14 protein-coding genes are annotated in these 18,029 nt (G+C 60.0%); 5 read left to right on the top strand and 9 right to left on the bottom strand.

Going from position 1 to position 18,029, the window contains the following annotated elements; all coding sequences use genetic code 11:
• Positions 1-278 precede the first annotated feature (278 nt).
• A complete protein-coding gene (locus ASE04_RS28745) occupies positions 279-1,172 on the bottom strand; it encodes a LysR family transcriptional regulator (protein ID WP_056826077.1) in 894 nt (297 codons plus the stop codon).
• Between the two features lie 178 nt (positions 1,173-1,350).
• Between ASE04_RS28745 and ASE04_RS28740 the strand changes: the two genes are divergently transcribed.
• Positions 1,351-2,610, top strand: coding sequence for a flavin monoamine oxidase family protein (locus ASE04_RS28740; RefSeq protein WP_056826075.1), 1,260 nt, complete (start codon positions 1,351-1,353; stop codon positions 2,608-2,610).
• A 140-nt stretch (positions 2,611-2,750) separates the two neighbouring features.
• On the opposite strand, the gene ASE04_RS28735 is transcribed toward ASE04_RS28740, so the two are convergent.
• Positions 2,751-3,437, bottom strand: coding sequence for an SDR family NAD(P)-dependent oxidoreductase (locus tag ASE04_RS28735; RefSeq protein WP_056826073.1), 687 nt, complete (start codon positions 3,435-3,437; stop codon positions 2,751-2,753).
• Between the two features lie 234 nt (positions 3,438-3,671).
• On the opposite strand from ASE04_RS28735, the gene ASE04_RS28730 reads away from it, so the two are divergent.
• Positions 3,672-4,409 carry an IclR family transcriptional regulator gene (locus ASE04_RS28730; protein ID WP_056826071.1) on the top strand — a complete coding sequence of 246 codons (738 nt, stop codon included), beginning with the start codon at positions 3,672-3,674 and terminating at the stop codon, positions 4,407-4,409.
• 105 nt (positions 4,410-4,514) lie between these two features.
• On the opposite strand, the gene ASE04_RS28725 is transcribed toward ASE04_RS28730, so the two are convergent.
• The 7 genes from ASE04_RS28725 to ASE04_RS28695 all read right to left on the bottom strand — a co-directional run bounded on the left by ASE04_RS28725 (position 4,515) and on the right by ASE04_RS28695 (position 12,222).
• Positions 4,515-5,567 (bottom strand): aldo/keto reductase, encoded by a 1,053-nt coding sequence (locus ASE04_RS28725; protein WP_056826068.1) that lies wholly within the window; start codon positions 5,565-5,567, stop codon positions 4,515-4,517.
• Positions 5,568-5,711: 144 nt separating this feature from the next.
• Positions 5,712-6,224, bottom strand: a complete 513-nt coding sequence (locus ASE04_RS28720) for a nuclear transport factor 2 family protein (protein ID WP_056826067.1) — start codon at positions 6,222-6,224, stop codon at positions 5,712-5,714.
• 39 nt (positions 6,225-6,263) lie between these two features.
• Positions 6,264-6,683 (bottom strand): nuclear transport factor 2 family protein, encoded by a 420-nt coding sequence (locus ASE04_RS28715; RefSeq protein ID WP_056826064.1) that lies wholly within the window; start codon positions 6,681-6,683, stop codon positions 6,264-6,266.
• Positions 6,684-6,818: 135 nt separating this feature from the next.
• On the bottom strand, positions 6,819-7,832 hold the full coding sequence (locus tag ASE04_RS28710) for a zinc-binding alcohol dehydrogenase family protein (protein WP_056826062.1): 1,014 nt from the start codon (positions 7,830-7,832) through the stop codon (positions 6,819-6,821).
• 319 nt (positions 7,833-8,151) lie between these two features.
• Positions 8,152-8,700 carry a YbhB/YbcL family Raf kinase inhibitor-like protein gene (locus tag ASE04_RS28705; protein WP_056826061.1) on the bottom strand — a complete coding sequence of 183 codons (549 nt, stop codon included), beginning with the start codon at positions 8,698-8,700 and terminating at the stop codon, positions 8,152-8,154.
• Between the two features lie 151 nt (positions 8,701-8,851).
• Positions 8,852-9,970: an alpha/beta hydrolase gene (locus ASE04_RS28700; protein ID WP_056826059.1), complete on the bottom strand. Its 1,119-nt coding sequence runs from the start codon at positions 9,968-9,970 to the stop codon at positions 8,852-8,854.
• Between the two features lie 842 nt (positions 9,971-10,812).
• Complete coding sequence (locus tag ASE04_RS28695; RefSeq protein ID WP_056826056.1) at positions 10,813-12,222, bottom strand: helix-turn-helix domain-containing protein; 1,410 nt, start codon at positions 12,220-12,222, stop codon at positions 10,813-10,815.
• Between the two features lie 114 nt (positions 12,223-12,336).
• Between ASE04_RS28695 and ASE04_RS28690 the strand changes: the two genes are divergently transcribed.
• The 3 genes from ASE04_RS28690 to scpA are packed head-to-tail and all read left to right on the top strand — an operon-like array spanning position 12,337 to position 18,023.
• Positions 12,337-13,869: an acyl-CoA carboxylase subunit beta gene (locus ASE04_RS28690; RefSeq protein WP_056826054.1), complete on the top strand. Its 1,533-nt coding sequence runs from the start codon at positions 12,337-12,339 to the stop codon at positions 13,867-13,869.
• Positions 13,870-13,881: 12 nt separating this feature from the next.
• A complete protein-coding gene (locus ASE04_RS28685; RefSeq protein WP_056826052.1) occupies positions 13,882-15,888 on the top strand; it encodes an acetyl-CoA carboxylase biotin carboxylase subunit in 2,007 nt (668 codons plus the stop codon).
• Positions 15,888-18,023 carry a methylmalonyl-CoA mutase gene (gene scpA / locus ASE04_RS28680; RefSeq protein ID WP_056826446.1) on the top strand — a complete coding sequence of 712 codons (2,136 nt, stop codon included), beginning with the start codon at positions 15,888-15,890 and terminating at the stop codon, positions 18,021-18,023. Before ASE04_RS28685 ends, scpA begins: the two co-directional genes overlap by 1 nt.
• The last annotated feature ends 6 nt before the right edge of the window (positions 18,024-18,029 follow it).

Here is an 18,029-nt window from a genome sequence, read left to right as displayed (position 1 = left end):
ACTATCTCACCTTCACATACTGCCTTGATGTCTGGAGCTCCAAAACGTCGGTGACGCCCTTCTTTGGGCGTTGGGCGGCGGTAGTGGCGCTTCCGGCAATCGCCACGCACTACGTGATGGTGGGGTCCAAAAGCGCATAAAGCCCGCAACCGGCGTGGGGCGAAAGGCGCCAGATAGAGAAGGCGCCAGATAGAGAAGTTGCACTGATATCCTAACACGATCGCCATCGAGTCTGAGCGCTGGGGCGCTCCCCGGGGCGGGACTATCGCAGTATAGAACTACGTGCGATGGCGTAACGCTTCGACGAGGGCGACGAAAGCCGGCGAGGACTGACGACGGCTCGGATAATACATGTAGTAGCCATCCCAGTGCGGACTGAAGTCCTGTAGCACCCGCACCAACCGCCCCTTCTGGATATGCGGCAAAGCGACATCCTCAGGCACATAGGCGAGACCGAACCCCGCGACCGCCGCCTCGACGGCCTGATACGAGTTGTTGAAGACGAGCTGGCCCGTAACGCGAATCTTGATCTCGCGACCTTGGTCCTCAAACTCCCACGCCCAAAAGCCCCCGCTAGTGGGAAGGCGCTCGTTGATGCAGGTGTGCCGGATGAGATCCTGGGGGTGCTGCGGCTCTGCCTGGTCCTTCAGGTAGGACTTCGCACCCACCACGGCGAAACGGAAATCTGGGCCAATTCGGGCCGAGATCATGTCCTTCGCGAGCTGCTCACCCATGCGAACCCCTGCCTCGTAACGCTCCGTGACGATGTCGGTCAGGCCATTCTCGCGTATTAGTTCAACTTTGATATCGGGATATTTCGGCAGAAATTTTTGCAGTTTCGGCCAGAGCACGGAGTTGATCGCGTGGTCTGGGGCCGAGATGCGGATGTTGCCTGCGGGCTTGTCACGCAGGTCGCTGAGTGCGTCGATCTGAGCATCAATCTCGTCAAAATGGGGGCCGATCCCGTTCAATAGCCGCTCGCCGGCCTCGGTCGGCGACACGGCCCGTGTTGTGCGCGTGAGGAGCCGAACGCCAAGCCTGGTTTCAAGCCCTCGAATGGTGTGGCTCAAGGCGGACTGGGAAATCCCGAACTTGGCCGCGGCTTTGGTGAAACTCCGTTCCCGGGCGACCGCCAGGAAGGCAAGCAAGTCATTGACGTTCTCTCGCGACACTCATGAGTCCTCTTCATATCGATATGCGAATTATAGCGCCTAATCAGGTTGTGGAACAACGACTAGGTTAAAGCTCGTGCGCAATGGAACTTCACGAACAACCCTATTGGATGCATTTGCAGGTACGTCTTTGCTTGACGGCACGAGCAATGCCCACCCGACTGGTGCGAGAACCCGAATGGCTACCGACGTCGATATTGCGATCGTGGGTGGCGGAGCCGCGGGTATTGCGGCGGCCAGGCGCCTCGCCGCCAGTGGTTTCTCGACCATCATGCTGGAGGCCTCAAGCCGCCTCGGAGGGCGTGGCTGGACCCAGGAACTCGCGGGCTTCCCACTGGATCTAGGCTGCGGTTGGCTCCACTCGGCAGATCGCAACCCTTGGACGGGAATTGCCGAACAGGCAGGCTTCGCGATCGATCGACGCGAGGCAGCTTGGGGCAGCCAATATGCCAATCTCGGCTTTTCTGCAGAACAGCAGTCCGCTGCCCGCAGAGCACTTAACGTTTGGGAACAGCAACTGCCGCGCCTTGTCTCGAGAAGCGACCGGGCCGGGGATGCCCTGCTGCCGGGCGCTGAATGGAATCCCTATGTCCATGCGATCTGCGGTTTCTCGAACGGTGTCGCGCCCGATCGTATGTCGGCGGCAGACTACCTTGCCTATGACGCGGCGTGCAGCTATCGCAACTGGCGTGTGCCTGCCGGCTATGGAACGTTGATCTCCGCGAGTCTGCCATCCGCCACGAACGTCCGCCTCGCGACGCCGGTCGAAGTGATCAGCGAACACCGTAACGGCCTTGCCATCACTACCCCGACCGGGACGATCCACGCTGCCGCCGCGATCCTAACCGTGTCAACGAATGTACTCGCTGGCGCCTCGATCGATCTGCCTTCATCCCTTGATCCATGGCGCCATGCCGCAAGCGTCCTACCCCTCGGTAGCGACGAAAAACTTTTCTTCCAGATCGACGGCGAAACGCTTTTTGCGCCCGAGACCCATCTCATCGGCGATCCCTACGACACCCGGACCTGCGACTACTATATTCGCCCGTTCGGCTGGCCGGTCATCGAATGTTCTCTGGGCGGCGACAGCGCCAGGATTGTTGCTGAGGAAGGCCTCGTCGCCGCGTTCGACCTGGCCATTGAACAATTGATCAAGCTCGTGGGCTCCGGCGTTCGATCAAAGCTAAGGGTTTTGGGCGCGTCCAACTGGAGTCGTTCGGACAGGATCGGCGGCGCCTATAGCTGTGCCTTGCCGGGTCATTCACAGGCGCGGCAAATCCTTTCTCGTTCCTGGGAGGGCCGCATCTTCTTCGCGGGCGAAGCCACCCATGGGCATGATTTTTCTACTGCACACGGCGCCTACGACAGCGGTCTGCGCGCCGCAGACGAGGCAATCGAAGCGCTTCGGCCGCAAGAACTCCGGTCGTTGCGGGGCTGAAATCTTCGCACTTAAGTGTCCCAGCATTTGCGCGGTGCGCCGCCTCGACAGCAACCATCGAGGCCCCTTCACTCGGATCTAAACTCGTAACGATTCATTCAGGCCTGCCCGGGCTACGCCCCGGGCAGGCTTTTGTTCGCTCACCAGGGCAGAACCTGTTCATCCTGATAGAAGCCGCCGCTGCCGCTGCCGGCGGGCAGGTCGATGACGTGCAGGATGCTGGCTGCGCCCTCGGCGACTGGCCTTCCGCCCTCGCCGCCCAGTTCGGTCGCGGTCCAGCCGGGGCTTGCGGCATGGACGGTGATACCTTCGTCAGCCAGTTCAGCGGCAAAGACCCGCGTCAGGGCGTTGAGCGCAGTCTTGGAAATCGCATAGGCAGGCACGGACGCGCCCATCCGCTCCAGCGACGCGGCCTCGCTGGACACGTTGACGATGCGGGCGCCCTGGGCCTTGCGCAGCAACGGCAGCACGCTCTGCGTGACACGCCAGGCGCTAAAAAGATTGGTTTCCAGCGCCTGTTGAGCAACCGCCAGGTCGGCCGTGGACGCCTTCTGGCCGTAGTCGTAGACGCCACCGACATTGTTGACCAGCACGTCGAGACGACCGAACTCGGCTTCAATCCTCCTAGCTGCGGCGCTGATGCTGGAAACGTCGGACGTGTCGAGCTGAACCGGGTGGACATCGCCGCCGATCTCCGATGCCGACTTCTTCGCGGCGCCTTCGTCGCGGGCACTGAGTAGTACAGTGTCCCCGGCTGCGGCGAGTTGAGCGGCAAGTTCGCGGCCGATGCCGCGGTTCGCGCCAGTGATGAGGATGATGCGGGACATATCTGTGTCTCTCCTTGGAAAGGTGGTTGAGGCAGCCGCGACGAGCAGTGACTTCGGCATCGCTTGTCGGCTTGCGCGCAGCCACGACTAGGCCAATCCTTCCGCATTGTCAAACTATAAGGAGAAGAATATCTACGGGATTCATTATCGTGGAATTACGAAAGGGCATTTCGGGCGTTAGATCGCCTGCAATAGGCTGGATGGCCTGGCAGAGGGGTGGTAAGGTTCAGCATTATGGAATCATCGCCCTCTTCCGAACGCGTCATTCAGTCCGTGCAACGCGCCTTCGATCTCTTGGAGCGTATTGCCGCGCAACCCGAAGGCGCGCGGTTGAGCGAGCTTGCAGATGGCTTAGGCCTCAACCGGAGCACCGCCCACAACCTGCTCGCGTCTCTCGAGGAACTCGGCTACATCGCGCAGGAGAAGAAGGGCGCCGCATACCGGCTGACCGGCAAACTCAGTCGTCTCGTGCGGCCAGATGCCGAAGCCGAGCACGCGCTACGCGCTCGCATCCGGCCCGTGCTTCAAGCCATGAGCGCGGCATCCGGCGAATCCGCCTTTCTGGGTCTGGTCTCCGGAGCCGAGTATCTCTGTGTCGATGCCGTACAATCGCAGCAGCCCCTGCACCTCGCAGTGAGGCCGGGCGAACGCAAAGCGCTGATCGCTGACGCACTCGGCCATACCCTCCTGGCGGCCAATGCCGAGTTGGCGCGAACCGTTCGCGCCAACGATCCGCCTCTATGGGACCGCCATGCCGAGGAAATCGCGGAGGCGCAGCGCAAAGGCTTCGCCCTTGACCTCGATAGCCAACGGGCTGGAATTTCCTGCGTCGCGATCGCTGTCACCCCGGGTGCCGCCATCGCCATTGCCGGACCAACGAACCGCCTGCCAAAGGCGCGCCTGATCTCGATCGCCGAGCAGATGCGCGAGGAACTGGATAAGGTCAGGCCCGCCGGCCAAGACTGGCTGTAATCGCAGCTTTCCGGTTGGGATGTCGTCGCTGCCAGCTACCGACAGCTCTGGCCACCGTGCCCGAGGAAAGGCGGGGCCTTTCTGCGGGCACAGCGTGGCGTTCCCTTACCGGTTGAGCGCCTCGGTCGCGACGATGTCGTGCGGGCCGAGCCGGTCGGATGCCGACTTGGCATGATGCCAGAAGGGATAGATCAGCGCCGGCGCCGACACCCGGTCCAGACGGGTGCGCTCGTCAGCCGTCAGGTGGAGGTCGGCGGCGGCAAGATTGTCGACGAGTTGCTGTTCGGTTCGCGCGCCGACGATCAGCGACGACACACCGGGCCGGCCAAGCAGCCAGGCCAGCGACACCTGCGCCGCCGACACGCCGCGCACATCGCCGATGGCGACGAGTTCATCCACGATGTTGTAGAGAGCATCCTCATCACGTACGGGCGGCTCGCCCCAGCCATTGAGCTGCCGTGAGCCTTCCGGAGCCTGCTGGTCCCGCCGATACTTTCCCGTCAGAAGACCCGCGGCAAGCGGGCTCCAGACTAGGACGCCGACCCCCGCATCTTGGGCGATCGGCAGAAGCTCATATTCAGCTTCGCGTGCCTGCAGCGTGTAGTGGATCTGCTGGGAGATGAACCGCTGATAGCCAAGCCTCTCGGCGATCCCGAGCGCCTTCGATAGCTGCCAGCCCGCATAGTTCGAACTGCCCACGTAGCGGACCTTGCCGGCCCGGACGAGCGTGTCCAGCGCCTCGAGCGTCTCTTCCAGCGGCGCTTGGCCATCCCACTCATGGACCTGGTAGAGGTCGATATGGTCGGTGTCGAGCCGACGCAGGCTCGCTTCGCACTGCTCGATGATGTGCTTGCGCGACAGGCCCGCATCGTTCGGCCCATCGCCCATACCCATGCGCACCTTCGTGGCGATCAGGGCGCGATCACGACGGCCCTTTAGCGCCTGTCCCAGGATCTCTTCGGAAACCCCATGCGAATAGACGTTCGCGGTGTCGAAGAGATTGACCCCGTGGTCAAAGGCGACATCGAGCAGGCGCCGGGCTTCGTCGACGTCGGTGTTCCCGGCCTTGGCGAAGAAGCCCGTGCCGCCGAAGGTCATCGTTCCGAATGTGACGGTCGAGACTTTGAGGCCCGACCGACCGAGATTGCGGTATTCCATCTGCTTTTCCCTTCGCATCCTGTTGCGGCTGATGGGACGCACCACAGAAGATCACGTTCGGTGCGCCGATGAAGAGCTGGCCCGGCAAGCAAAGCTGCTACATCGGTGCCAGCCCAGGACTCCGTCGATGCGTTCGAGCCCGCTTCAATTGCTCTTGGCGAAGAAATCCGGAATGAACGGTTTGTTCACCCAGCTTTCCGTCCAGGGTGTCACGACATCGATCTTCCCGTTGATGCTCTGGAAGTACCAGGAGCCGTCGATCTTCGTGAACGTGTCGTTGAAGGTGCCTACAAACATGTAGGCTTCATCTTCGCCGTCGTCGTTCTTCAGAGTCTGGAAATCCAGAATGTAGAAGCTGGCCTTGGCGGTGACGCCGTCTTCGCCGATCTCGATCACCGACGGGATGAAGTAGTGGATCGACCAGGAAATCTGCTTTGCCAGGTTCACGCAGAGCTGCTTGATTTCCGCTCGTCCGGTCTGGGCGGCCTGATCCTCACCGACCTGCCAGGTGGCATCTTCAGCAAACAGCGCGGAGACCTGATCGCCGTTGAACCGGTTGTCGAGCGCCTCGGCGTAGCGCGCCTTCAGCGTCCTGATCTGCTCGATATCTTCCAGGCGCTGGAGCCGCTGGGCGTCGCTCAGACTATTGGTTGTCATCTATCACCTCTTACGGTGTTGGGATCTATTGAAGTCGATCTAGCGGCGGTCGATGTGGACGCGCCGCTCCGTGAACCGCCACTGGCCGTTGCGCAGGGCAAATCTGTCCGCATACCGTCCGCGCGCGGCTACATGGATGCCCGGCCCGTCCACCAGCTGGGATACGATGAAACAGGAGACGCTGGTGGCCGTCTGGCCGTCTTCGGCAACGTCGATGAGGAGGTTACCGATCAGATGCTGCGGGCCGCGATAGGCGTCATGCGCAGGGGTATTCTCGCGCAGCCAGGCAAGTTTCTCTGCCTTGCCATGTGTCACCCGCTCCGGGGAAATGTGCCAGGCCGCATCCTCGAAGAAGGCGGCGACGGCCTCCAGATCGCGCTCATCGAGCCGATAGAAATAGCTATGGATCAGTCGCGTTATCTGGCTTTCGGCCTCGCGGCGCTCATCACGAGAAATCATCGTGCTGTCTCACTTTAAACATCGGTTTCTGGATGGCGATTCCACGGGCTGGGGTGTGATCGCGCCGACGCGGCGCAGGCACCGATCGCTGCCCCGCGGGTCGCCCATTCAAGGCAGGGACTGAAAGCCCGGCGTTCAAAAGCCTTCCAGCACGATTTTGCCGCGTGCTCTGCCGCTCTCCAGCAACTGGTGCGCCCGCTTGAGGTTGGCGGCGTTGATGGTCCCGAAAGTCTCGGTCAGCGTAGTGCGGATCTTGCCGGCCTCGATCAGTTCGGCCACTTGCCGAAGGATGTCGCCCTGAACGCCCATGTCGACGGTCTGCATGAGCGAACGCATGAAGACGGCTTCAAGGTGAATGGAGATGCACTTCCATTTGAAGGGGTTCGCATCGAACACCGCCGGACTGTCGATGTAGCCGTAGCGCCCCTGCGGCGACATCAGCTTGACGATGTCTTCGCGATATTCGATCGAGCCGGCCGTCGCGAAAACGAAGCCCGGCGCACCGATGCCCAGTGCCTCGATCTGTGGGCCCAGCGGCTGGCTGTGGTCGACGACATGATGCGCGCCGAGGCTGGAGCACCATTCGCTGGTTTCCGGGCGTGACGCGGTCGCGATCACCGTGAGATCGGTTTGGGCGCGGAGCAACTGGATCGCCATCGACCCCACACCGCCTGCACCGCCGATAATGAGCACCGCCGCGGCCGCGCCGGGAACAGGCCGCGTCACGTCGAGGCGCTCGAAAAGCATTTCCCAGGCCGTCAGGGAAGTCAGAGGCAGAGCGGCTGCCTCGGCGTCGGAGAGGGATGCCGGGGCCTTCGCCGCGATCCGGGCGTCGACGAGGTTGAACTCCGCATTCGTCCCTTGCCGCCGAAGGGCGCCGCAGTAGTAGACCCGATCCCCAATCTCGAAGCCTTCGACCAGCCCACCCTTCTCAACGACAATGCCGACGGCATCCCACCCCAGGACGCGGAACTCACCGTCTGCCGGTGCGGCATTGCGGCGGATCTCGTAGTCAATCGGATTGACGGCCGTGGCCGAGATTTCGACGAGCAGATCATGATCGGTCGGAACGGGCTTCGGTAGCGTGATGTCCATCAGGGCATCGTCGCGGTCGATGGGTCCGTTTTTGCTGTAACCCACTGCTTTCATGGCATTGTCCTTAGCTGCTGAGGCGATTGATTTGCTGACGCGACATGATCGCGACGCGAGCCAGCACGCCTCACTAATCTAGTAATTAATTCCCTAGTGTCAAACGAATGGCATTTTTATTGTCGAGTAGTTCATCAATACCAAACTGATTGTGAGCCTTATCCGTCGTTTGCCGCCGTCTGCAGCAACGCGGGGCGCCTGCCGGCGAGATCGCGCGAGCAAGACCGCAGACTAGCTGCGACCGTCACCTCGCCGATCAAGCAAGTTGGGCTGAGGAGACGTGCGACCCGCCGCGTTTCCTCAGCCGATTGCGCTGGATTTATCGCGTCGAGACCGGCACAAGTTCTGCAGAAGCTAGGCTGTTCGAGCGGACCATATAGCCGACCTGAGCAGCGCTCATCTCCGTGTTGATTTCCAGCTTCTCGACCGACAGCGCCCAGATCTTGAAGTGGTAATGGTGCGTCTTGTCGCCGGCTGGCGGGCACGCTCCGCCATATCCAGGCCTGGCAAAATCGGTACGGCCTTGCACGGCGCCGGCGGGCAGCTTGCTGCCATCGCGCTGCCCTGCATTCCGATCCAAATGGGTCACGGAAGTGGGGATGTTCAGCACGCTCCAATGCCACCATCCGCTCCCGGTGGGTGCATCCGGATCATACATGGTCACAGCGAAACTTTTGGTGCCCTGAGGCGCACCGGACCAGGATAGTGCCGGCGATTGATCGCCGCCGCTGCACCCGGACCCGTTCTGCACGTATAGGTCGGCTATCTGCTTGTTGTGCTCCACATCGGAACTCGACAAGCGCAGATCAGCGGCATTTGCCGTCGTCGCCAAGAGCGACAAGGCAGCTGCCAGAACTATCTTTTTCATTTATCACCATCATCTTGGTTGTGCCGCCGAGCGGACTGTTATGTCGATTATTCGAGCCGGCCACGGATAACCCGATCGAGCCATACTGACTGTAGATTCCGGGCACCGTGGCTGAGAGCGCCGCTTTTCAGCGCCGCTCTCCAAGCGTCACTCAAGCAACGAGGTGCTTCTGGAAGAAGGCCGTGAGCCGGTCGAACGGGATCAGGTTGACGCGGTCGTAAAGATCGACGTGGCCTGCACCCTTGACCCAGACCAGCTCCTTCGGCTCGGCTGCGCGGGCATAAGCATCCTCGCTGAATTCCTTGGAATGCGCCTGGTCACCGGTGATGAACAGCAGTGGCCGCGGCGAGATCGTCTCGATGTCGTTGAAGGGGTAGAAGTTCATCTGCTTAACTTCCGCCGTGATCGGGCGGTTCGTGGTGAGATATAGCGACGAGCCTTCCGGCACGAACTGGCCGCGCGGCGTCCGATAGAAGTCGAAGAACTCACGCTCGATCGGATGGGCGTTGGGCCGCAGCGTCTCGAGCATGCCGTCGCCATACTTTTTCGGGCCGCCCTGAAACTCGACGTAGCGCTGTTCTGCTGCCGCAGCGATCGCCTGCTTGCGCTGTTCGAGCGACTGAGACTTGTTCAGGCCGTTCCGGGTGACAGAGCCCATGTCATACATGCTGACGGTGGCGATCGCCTTCAGACGTGGGTCGAGCTTCGCCGCGCTGATCGCGTATCCGCCGCTGCCGCAAATGCCGACGATGCCGATCCGGTCCCTGTCGACGAAAGGACGGGTGCCGAGGAAGTCCACCGAAGCCATGTACACCTCGGTGTAGAAATCGGAGGCCACGGCATTGCGGGCGCCTTCGCTCTCGCCCCAGAAGGTCAGGTCGGGAGCCAGGGTCACGAAACCCTGCTCGGCGAGCTTCTGGGCATAAAGACTGGAGCTCTGCTCCTTGACCGCTCCGTTCGGATGACCAGCAATGACGGCCGGATATTTGGTCACTGGGTCCGCGTTCTTGGGTGTGTACAAGTTGGCGACGATGTCCATCCCGTACTGGTTCTTGAAGGTGACCTTCTGGTAGTTCAGCTTGTCGCTCTTGTAGAAATTATCTGCCCCTTCAACGATGCCCTGAGCCTGGGCCTCGAATGGAATGTTGAGGATAGACATTGCGCCGAGCGCGGCCACGCCTGCGCCGGTAAGCTTCAGGAGATCGCGCCGGCCGACGTCAAGATCGGATGCCTGTTCGGGCGTGTTGAGGATTTCATTCTGTCGGTTCATGGACGAACCTCCTTCGATGTTCGATTTGCACGCGTTGTATGTAGTCGCATGTGGCTTGACGGATTAGATCGCCCCGATCGCTTGCAGTGATGAATCTAACTCATGGATCGGAAGGGCTGGCTCAAGTCGAACCGCAAGACGACTGGACTTTGTCATCGGGCGGGCAATCGCAACTGCCGCAGTGACCTTTCGACCATCGGTGATTGAGCCTGCACGGGTTCGTAAGCACAGTGGGGCTAGAGCAACTCCGGGCCGATAATCAACCATGCGCCGGCAACTGAGCGACCTCCTTGAGGGAACAGTTGAGCGTGCTCAGCGACCAGGTAGAAGACTTACAATTCGGGGCGGACGAACAGAGAATCTAACAATATCTACTTTGATAGGGGCACAGGTCTGTCCAGGCTCTGAGCCACCGTCAAATAACAATCCTCACCTAATCTTTCCGTCTTTGCCGCCGGTGCAAATTCTCCCTCGCGGGCACGAAATTGATCGCCCACTGCGTCGCCTTCATGGGCAGCGACCATTTTGTCGAGACCAACGAATAATCGCGTGGGTTGGCGGCGAGCTCCGGCGAGTTTCGGACGTATTCGCCCGAGGTCAAGGAATTGCTGAGATTCTCGACGTTGATTTCGACGCTGTTGCCGTACGGGTCCTATAATTGAAGGCCGTTTGCGCGACAGAATCTGTGCAGAGAACCGGTCGACCGGATGGTGTTCCGCCTGGCCTCAGGCTCCTTCTTGTGGAGCGCAGTCGCGTCGTAGGAGCGTAGGAGCTTTAAATCCGCTCGGGATGCTCGTGAAGGAACAAACGACAGGCAAATTGACACATAGGAGCCGTTACCGTCAAATCAGCCTATAAGGGGTTGCGTCTTTGACATTGTGGTCGACAGAGATCTGTTTGCGCAGCGGCGGAATTGCGCGGCTCGCACAATTAGTCCGCTCGCATGTCAGACAGGAGATGCCAATTGGCTCGAAGGCTGTTCTGTCGGCAAGATTTAGGTCGTCTGCGTAGACAAAGGCGCCGGCGTAGGAGATCTCGCAGCCGATCGCGAGGGCATAGCTTGAACGCTGCGTTCGAAATCCGCCCACACCCTTTGTCACGCGCGTTGCTAGGCATAGGTAGCGCGCACCATCTGGCGTTTCGGCTAGCTGCCGGATAATGCGGTCGGGTGCCTCGAAAGCCTGATGAGCGTTCCACAGAGGACATGCCGCTCCGAAACGGGCGAATTGCAATTTAGTCGCGCTATGGCGCTTTGTAATATTGCCTGCCCGATCGATTCTGGCAAAAAAAATCGGAACGCCTTTCGATCCAGGTCGTTGCAGCGTGGAAAGCCTATGGCAGACCTGCTCGAAAGAAGAACCAAACCGGGCGGCGAGTAGTCCTATGTCATGTCTCAACCGGCGCGCAGCTTCGAGAAAGATCTGGTAGGGCATAAGAAGAGCGCCAGCATAATAGTTATGCAGCCCGATCCGACAAACCTCCGCGGCTTCACGTGTTCGAAACGCGGCCTTGTCCAGAATTGCTTCAATTGCGTCGCTCGCATGGCTCTGAGCGGTCTGGACGGCGATCTGAAATGTTCGGGTTTCGGCCGGCAGGTATGGGTTGAGAGATAGAATTCGCTGAGACGGATCGAAGTGACGGATGTGACTCACCATGGATGCGTCGTAAACCACCCGGACACCGAACCGCCGCTCAAGAAATTCGGCAAGGAGTGGTTGGGCATCGCCGCCCTGAAGGCCAATCTCGGCTGCCAAACCCTCGGCAGCTATATCAAGATCGTGGAGGTAATTATCGACATAATGGAAAAAGTCCCGCACTTCATCATAGGGCGTTCCTTCGACGAAGGCCGTGCGCCCAAGCCGGTCGTCCAGGATGGCGAGCTGCTCGCTATGTCGTCGATATGCTTGGTGGGAGCTGACCAGCGCGCGCGCAAAGCCGGGCGCGTTCTGCAAGATTAGTTTCAGCTCCTGCAGGCTCGGCGAGTATGACTCAAAAAGTGGATCTGCAAGCGTTTCCCTTACCGCCGAGGCCAGTCGGTCGATTTCGCCGGTCGAAAGCTCCGTGATGTCGAGGCCGTACTTATCGGCTAGCGCTAAGAGAACGGTCGCCGACACAGGTCGTTGATTGTTTTCAATCTGGTTCAGATAGCTGAGAGAAATACCGAGCCTTTCGGCAAACTGACTTTGTGTCGCGCTGTGCTCAAGGCGAAGTTCGCGCACCCTGCGCCCGATAAAGAGTTTTCCAGCAGCCATTTCGCAACTTCGCAATTTGCATTTTGAATTTCTATAACTTCACAATTGCTCGCGTTCAAGCGTTTTCGTCCGCCGATCGGTCCTATAGAAAGGTGGGGCAGCGAGGGAGCGAACATGCAGACGATATTGGACCAGCTCGAAACCCGGCGAGCCGAAGCGCGATTAGGCGGTGGCGAACGCAGGGTCGCGGCCCAACACGCCAAGGGCAAACTGACGGCCCGAGAGCGGCTGGAAGTCCTTCTCGACGAAGGGTCCTTTGAGGAATATGATATGTATGTCACGCACCGCTGTGTCGATTTCGGCATGGCGGAGCAGAAGGTCGCCGGTGACGGCGTGGTGACGGGGTGGGGCACGATCAACGGCCGCCAAGTCTATGTGTTTTCGCAGGATTTTACGGTTCTCGGCGGATCACTTTCGGAAACGCACGCGCAGAAGATCTGCAAAATTATGGATATGGCGTTGCGCAACGGGGCTCCAGTCATCGGGCTCAACGATTCCGGAGGTGCGCGTATCCAGGAAGGCGTCGCATCTCTCGCCGGTTATGCGGATGTCTTCAAGAGAAACGTTGAGGCCTCCGGCGTCATCCCGCAGATCTCGGTGATTATGGGGCCATGTGCCGGGGGCGCAGTTTACTCCCCCGCCATGACCGACTTCATCTTCATGGTGAGAGATTCCTCCTACATGTTCGTGACGGGACCCGACGTCGTGAAGACCGTGACCAACGAGATCGTCACGGCAGAGGAACTGGGCGGCGCGCGCACACATACATCAAAGTCGTCGGTAGCCGATGGGGCCTTCGATGACGATGTCGAAACACTTGAAAACATTCGGCTGCTTTTCGACTTCCTTCCGCTCAACAATCGAGAAAAGCCGCCCACCCGCCCGTTCCACGACGATCCTGAACGTCTGGAGCAACGCCTCGATACGCTTGTGCCAAATAGCTCCAACAAGCCCTATGATATGAAGGAACTGATACATGCGCTTGCCGATGAGGGCGAGTTCTTTGAACTCCAATCGTCATTCGCCGGCAATATCATCACCGGCTTCATTCGCATGGAGGGTCAGAGCGTCGGCGTGGTCGCCAATCAGCCGACAGTCCTGGCCGGCTGCCTTGATATCGATTCATCAAGAAAGGCAGCGCGCTTCGTGCGGTTCTGCGATGCGTTTAATATTCCTATCCTGACACTCGTGGACGTTCCGGGTTTCCTTCCCGGCACCGCGCAGGAATATGGTGGCGTGATCAAGCATGGTGCCAAGCTGCTATTTGCTTATTCCCAGGCGACTGTACCGATGGTGACGCTCATCACGCGCAAGGCTTATGGCGGCGCCTACGACGTCATGGCATCCAAGCATATCGGGGCGGACGTTAACTATGCCTGGCCGAGCGCCGAGATTGCTGTCATGGGCGCGAAGGGCGCCACCGAGATCCTCTATCGCGGCGAGGTCGACGATCCAGCCAAGATCGCCGCACGCGTGCGGGAATACGAGGCGCGTTTTGCCAATCCGTTCGTTGCCGCCGAACGTGGCTTCATCGATGAGGTTATCATGCCCCATTCGTCTCGTCGCCGCATCGCTCGAGCATTCGCCTCGCTTCGCAATAAGCAGGTCGATGCCCGCTGGAAGAAGCACGACACGATACCTCTTTAACAGGCTGATCTCATGTTCAAGAAAATCCTGATCGCTAATCGCGGCGAAATTGCCTGCCGCGTGGTCAAAACCGCAAAGCGTCTCGGCATCGCGACCGTTGCTATTTATTCTGACGCCGACCGCAACGCGCTGCACGTGCGCATGGCCGATGAAGCCGTTTGGATCGGCCCAGCCCCTTCAAACCAGTCGTACATTGTTATCGATCGCATCCTGGATGCGATCCGATCCACTGGTGCTGACGCCGTCCATCCAGGCTATGGTTTCTTGTCGGAAAACGCGGCCTTTGCGGCGGCGTTGGAGAAGGCAGGTGTGACCTTCATCGGTCCGCCGGTCGGCGCGATCGAAGCGATGGGCGACAAGATCACATCCAAGCGTCTTGCGGCTGAGGCGGGCGTGAGCACGGTGCCCGGCCATATGGATTTGATCGAAAGCGCCGACGAAGCAGTGCGCATCGCAGGCCAAATCGGTTTTCCGGTGATGATCAAGGCTTCCGCCGGCGGCGGCGGCAAGGGCATGCGCATCGCATGGAACGAACAGGAGGCTCGTGAGGGATTCCAAGCCTCGCGCAACGAAGCGAAAAACTCTTTTGGTGACGATCGCATCTTTATCGAGAAATTCGTCACTGAACCTCGCCATATCGAAATTCAGGTCCTCGGCGATAAGCATGGAAACATCGTCTACCTTGGAGAGCGCGAATGTTCGGTCCAGAGGCGAAACCAAAAGGTCATCGAAGAGGCGCCATCGCCGTTTCTCAACGCAGAGACGCGCAAAGCAATGGGTGAACAAGCCGTGGCGCTGGCGCGGGCAGTTGGCTATCACTCTGCAGGCACGGTCGAATTCATCGTCGACGGCAAGCAGAACAAGTTCTACTTTCTTGAGATGAACACGCGTCTGCAGGTCGAACACCCGGTCACGGAACTTGTAACCGGGCTCGATCTAGTCGAGCAGATGATTAGGATCGCCGCTGGTGAGGCAATCACCTATGGCCAGAGGGACGTGAAACTCAACGGCTGGGCAATCGAAAGCCGAGTTTATGCTGAAGATCCTTATCGCAACTTCCTCCCGTCGATCGGGCGGCTCACCCGCTACCGGCCGCCCGAGGAGGGCCCCGGCAATGACGCAACCGTAATTCGAAATGACACTGGCGTGTTCGAGGGCGGGGAAATTTCGATGTATTACGATCCGATGATCGCGAAACTCTGCACCTGGGCTCCGACACGCTTGGAGGCAATTGCGGCGATGAGCGAAGCGCTTGATAACTTCGAGCTTGAAGGTATCGGCCACAACCTGCCATTTCTGTCGGCGGTGATGCAGCAAGAGCGCTTTCGAGCTGGACGCTTGACCACCGGCTACATCGCAGAAGAATTCCCGGAAGGTTTCCACGGGGTTGCACCCGATGCGCGGGCAGCGCGGCGACTGGCAGCCGTCGCGGCCTTCGTCAATCATTTCGTGCAAGCTCGGGCGGCGGAAATTTCTGGGACAATCGGAAACCATCGGCGAAAACTTGACAAGGATTGGGTGGTGGAATTTGGTGAGTGGCGCTTCGGGGTTGGCGTTGACGCTGTGCCCGCGTCGACTCGCGTTTTGTTTGAGGATGGAGAATACCTTCCCGTTTCCAGCGAATGGCTTCCCGGACTTAGCCACGCGACCTTTGTGGTCGGCAAGGAACGGCTGGGTGTCAAAGTTGATCTTAACGGGGCGGTCATCAGGCTAAGGTGGCGCGGGATCGACGCGCGCGTGCGCGTTCGATCGTCTCGAACGGCCGAGCTGTCGCGTCTGATGCCCAAGAAGGCCGCCATGGACACATCGAAGCTCCTGCTGTGCCCAATGCCCGGCGTCATCACGTCTATTACCGTCGCGGCGGGCGATACAGTCGAGGCGGGACAGACACTGGCTGTAGTCGAGGCCATGAAAATGGAAAATGCGCTCAAGGCGGAGCGCAAAGGCGTGGTCAAACGTATTGAGGCCGAAGTCGGGGAAAGTCTTGCCGTGGACGAACTCATCTTGGAGTTCGAATGATGACGGTGGATACTCATGCATGGCAGGCATTGGCCGAGAAGGAATTGAAAGCCTCGCCGGAAGCGCTCGCCTGGAAGACGCCTGAGGGCATCGACGTCAAGCCACTCTATACCGCCGGCGATCTCGCCTCCGCCGATCATCTGGACAGCCTGCCGGGCTTCGCTCCCTTCACCCGCGGACCGCGCGCCACGATGTATGCCGGGCGCCCCTGGACGATCCGCCAATATGCCGGTTTCTCGACCGCTGAAGCCTCTAATGCTTTCTACCGCAAGGCGCTCGCCGCCGGTCAGCAGGGCGTGTCGGTCGCCTTCGACCTCGCCACCCATCGCGGCTATGACAGTGACCATCCACGCGTCGAAGGCGATGTCGGCAAGGCTGGCGTGGCGATCGACAGCGTCGAGGACATGAAGATCCTTTTCGATGGCATTCCGCTCGAAAAGATCTCCGTGTCGATGACGATGAACGGCGCCGTCATTCCGATCCTCGCTTCCTTCATCGTTGCCGGAGAAGAGCAGGGCGTATCGCGCGCCGAGCTCTCTGGGACCATCCAGAACGACATCCTCAAGGAGTTCATGGTCCGTAACACCTATATCTATCCGCCAGAGCCCTCGATGCGGATCGTGGCCGATATCATCGAATATACGGCCAGGGAGATGCCGAAGTTCAACTCGATCTCGATCTCCGGCTATCACATGCAGGAAGCCGGCGCGACGCTGGTGCAAGAACTCGCATTCACGCTTGCCGACGGGCGCGAATATGTGCGGGCCGCGATCGCCAAGGGCTTGAACGTCGACGACTTCGCCGGGCGCCTCTCCTTCTTTTTCGCGATCGGCATGAACTTCTTCATGGAGGCCGCGAAGCTGCGTGCCGCCCGTCTGCTGTGGACGAAGATCATGGAGGAGTTCGAGCCGAAGAATGCGTCGTCGCTGATGCTGCGCACGCACTGCCAGACATCCGGCGTCTCGCTGCAGGAGCAGGATCCCTACAACAATATTGTCAGAACCGCCTTCGAGGCGATGTCAGCCGTGCTCGGCGGCACGCAGTCGCTCCACACCAATTCCTTCGACGAGGCGATCGCGCTGCCGACGGAATTTTCGGCCCGCATCGCCCGCAACACCCAGCTGATCCTGCAGCATGAGACCGGCGTCACCAAGGTCGTCGATCCGCTCGCAGGCTCCTATTACGTCGAGAGCCTAACGAAGGAGCTTGCCGACAAGGCCTGGGCGTTGATCGAGGAGGTTGAGGCGCTCGGCGGCATGACGAAGGCCGTCAACGAAGGCCTGCCGAAGCGGCTGATCGAGGAGGCGGCAACGCGCCGTCAGGCGGCGGTCGACAAGGGTGACGAGGTGATCGTCGGCGTCAACAAATACCGGCTGGAAACCGAGGAAGAGCTGGAAATCCTGGCGATCGACAATGCCGCCGTGCGCGCCGCGCAGGTCAGGCGGATTGAGGACACCCGGCGCCGCCGCGACAGCGGCAAAGTGCGCGAGACGCTGGAAGCGCTCTCCGAAGTCGCCCGGAGCGGCGAGGGTAACCTGCTTGCCGCTGCTGTCGAGGCAGCGCGGGCGCGCGCCACCGTCGGCGAGATATCGGATGCGATGCGATTGGTGTTCGGGGATCATACTGCAGTCCCGGAAGTGGTCAATGACATCTACGGCAGAGCCTACATCGGCGATCCAGAGCTTGAGACACTTGTCACTCGTCTCGGAGACCTCTCGCGAAGCCTTAGCCGCAAGCCGAAGATCATGGTTGCCAAGCTTGGCCAGGATGGACATGACCGCGGGGCAAAGATCATCGCGTCTGCCTTCGGCGACATGGGTTTTGACGTTTTCGCGGGACCTTTGTTTCAAACACCGCAGGAAGCGGCCGATATGGCACTCTCAGCCAAAGTCCATGTGATTGGTGTTTCCTCGCTGGCCGCCGGCCATAAGACACTCTTGCCACAGTTGGTCGACGCTCTAAAAGAAAAGGGCGGTGGCGATGTTATTGTGGTCTGTGGCGGTGTGGTCCCGCGTCAGGATTATCAGTTCCTGCTCGAGCATGGCGTAGCGGCAGTTTTCGGACCAGGCACCAACGTCATGGATGCCGGCCGGGCCGTTCTTGACCTTCTGGAAGGTCGCTTGAGGAATAGGTGAGGAAAG

It is taken from the genome of Rhizobium sp. Root708 (assembly GCF_001429725.1).
Lineage (GTDB): Bacteria > Pseudomonadota > Alphaproteobacteria > Rhizobiales > Rhizobiaceae > Rhizobium.
The sequence above is the reverse complement of the archived record's forward strand: the minus strand, read 5'-3'. Positions and strand labels throughout refer to the sequence as shown.

Bases quoted from the DNA above. Each gene is read 5' to 3' on its own strand.
- ASE04_RS28740 (WP_056826075.1), top strand. From the start codon at position 1,351: ATGGCTACCGACGTCGATATTGCGATCGTGGGTGGCGGAGCCGCGGGT.
- ASE04_RS28700 (WP_056826059.1), bottom strand. From the start codon at position 9,970: ATGAACCGACAGAATGAAATCCTCAACACGCCCGAACAGGCATCCGAT.
- ASE04_RS28715 (WP_056826064.1), bottom strand. From the start codon at position 6,683: ATGATTTCTCGTGATGAGCGCCGCGAGGCCGAAAGCCAGATAACGCGA.
- ASE04_RS28710 (WP_056826062.1), bottom strand. From the start codon at position 7,832: ATGAAAGCAGTGGGTTACAGCAAAAACGGACCCATCGACCGCGACGAT.
- ASE04_RS28685 (WP_056826052.1), top strand. From the start codon at position 13,882: ATGTTCAAGAAAATCCTGATCGCTAATCGCGGCGAAATTGCCTGCCGC.
- ASE04_RS28730 (WP_056826071.1), top strand. From the start codon at position 3,672: ATGGAATCATCGCCCTCTTCCGAACGCGTCATTCAGTCCGTGCAACGC.
- ASE04_RS28720 (WP_056826067.1), bottom strand. From the start codon at position 6,224: ATGACAACCAATAGTCTGAGCGACGCCCAGCGGCTCCAGCGCCTGGAA.
- ASE04_RS28725 (WP_056826068.1), bottom strand. From the start codon at position 5,567: ATGGAATACCGCAATCTCGGTCGGTCGGGCCTCAAAGTCTCGACCGTC.
- ASE04_RS28735 (WP_056826073.1), bottom strand. From the start codon at position 3,437: ATGTCCCGCATCATCCTCATCACTGGCGCGAACCGCGGCATCGGCCGC.
- ASE04_RS28705 (WP_056826061.1), bottom strand. From the start codon at position 8,700: ATGAAAAAGATAGTTCTGGCAGCTGCCTTGTCGCTCTTGGCGACGACG.
- ASE04_RS28695 (WP_056826056.1), bottom strand. From the start codon at position 12,222: ATGGCTGCTGGAAAACTCTTTATCGGGCGCAGGGTGCGCGAACTTCGC.
- scpA (WP_056826446.1), top strand. From the start codon at position 15,888: ATGACGGTGGATACTCATGCATGGCAGGCATTGGCCGAGAAGGAATTG.
- ASE04_RS28690 (WP_056826054.1), top strand. From the start codon at position 12,337: ATGCAGACGATATTGGACCAGCTCGAAACCCGGCGAGCCGAAGCGCGA.